Below are 1,472 nucleotides of genomic sequence, written 5' to 3'. Positions count from 1 at the left end.
CGGCCGTTCAGCTCCGACAAGCGTAAGACGATTCGGCGAAGTGGCATCTTTTCAGCCGCGCAGCCGAAGTGGCTTACGACTCGAGGAGCTGGCCCGTTGGAGTCTGGACACCACGAAAGCGACGCTGCCCCTTAAGCCATCCCCACCTGATCCGCAAAGAAAATCCAATAAACGACGCCCCAGCCGATGGCCATCAGCAACAGCATGACCAACAGTATGATATTGCTTCTTTTCATTTCACTGCCGCCTTTGCATGATAGTCAAGATCCAGTGACACAACATCGTCATAAGTTTCACGTCTGACCGCTAATTGGTGCGCACCGTTTTCAGCAAATACCACAGCCGGTCTCGCAATACGATTATAATTGCTCGCCATGGAATAGCCATATGCCCCTGTACAGAAGACTGCAAGTATATCCCCCGGTTCCGCTTCCGGCAAGATGGCCGACTCGATCAGTTTATCACCTGATTCACAGCATTTCCCTGCCACCGTATATGTTTCTGTCAACGCATGACGCCCTTTGTTGGCAATCATCGAGCTGTAAGCTGCACCGTAAAGTGCCGGACGGATATTATCCGACATACCGCCGTCAACTGCGATGTATTTCCGCACTTTCGGCACTTCTTTCATCGATCCAATCGTATAGAGCGTCGTCCCTGCATCACCGACAAGCGAGCGGCCGGGTTCGATCCAGATTTCAGGAATCGCAAAGCCCGTCTGTCCAGTGATTTCCTTTACTGTTTCAATCATCTCTCTTACGTATTCAGCAGGCTCGAGGGGCTGATCGTCTTCGGTGTAACGGATGCCAAAACCGCCGCCTAAATTAAGCACCGGGCACACGTAACCCGTCTCATCCCGCCATTCAGCCATTTTTGAAACCAGTTTACCCGCCGCCATTCGGAAAGCTGCTGTGTCGAAAATCTGAGAGCCGATGTGGCAATGAAGGCCAAGCACGTTCAGGTGGCTATGTTCGAAAGTTTCCTTGAACGCTTGGTCTGCCTGGCCATTATTCAAGTCGAAACCGAATTTCGAATCTTCCTGACCTGTCGTAATATAATCGTGTGTATGGGCTTCAATACCTGGCGTTACGCGCAGCAAGATATTCATCTGCCGTCCTGTCGCTTCCGCAAGCTTCTTCAGCTGTTCGATTTCATGGAAATTATCAACTACGATGCAACCGATTTCTTCATCAAAAGCCATCTTCAATTCTTCCCAGCTTTTATTGTTTCCATGAAAATGGATTTTTTCTTTCGGGAAACCGGCTTTTATAGCAGTATATAACTCACCGCCTGAAACGACATCAAGTGACAGGCCTTCCTGTGCAGCAACCTGATAAATGGCTACGCTGGAAAATGCCTTGCTGGCATATGCCACCTGATAGCCGATGCCGGCGTTTTTGAAAGTATTTTGAAATGCTCTCGCCCGGTTGCGGTACAATTCGATATCGTAAACAAAGAGTGGTGTTCCATAT

General features: G+C 49.5%; 1 protein-coding gene. It reads right to left on the bottom strand.

Translation table 11 applies throughout. The features are described 5' to 3' along the window. Positions 1-232 precede the first annotated feature (232 nt). Positions 233-1,472, bottom strand: a 1,240-nt coding sequence (gene lysA / locus IQ294_RS16200; RefSeq protein ID WP_203335074.1) for a diaminopimelate decarboxylase, incomplete at its 5' end; no start/stop codon positions are given.

Source organism: Planococcus beigongshangi (genome assembly GCF_016820495.1).
Classification (GTDB): Bacteria; Bacillota; Bacilli; order Bacillales_A; family Planococcaceae; genus Planococcus; species Planococcus beigongshangi.
Note: the sequence above shows the minus strand (reverse complement) of the source record. Positions and strands in the feature narration are given on the sequence as shown.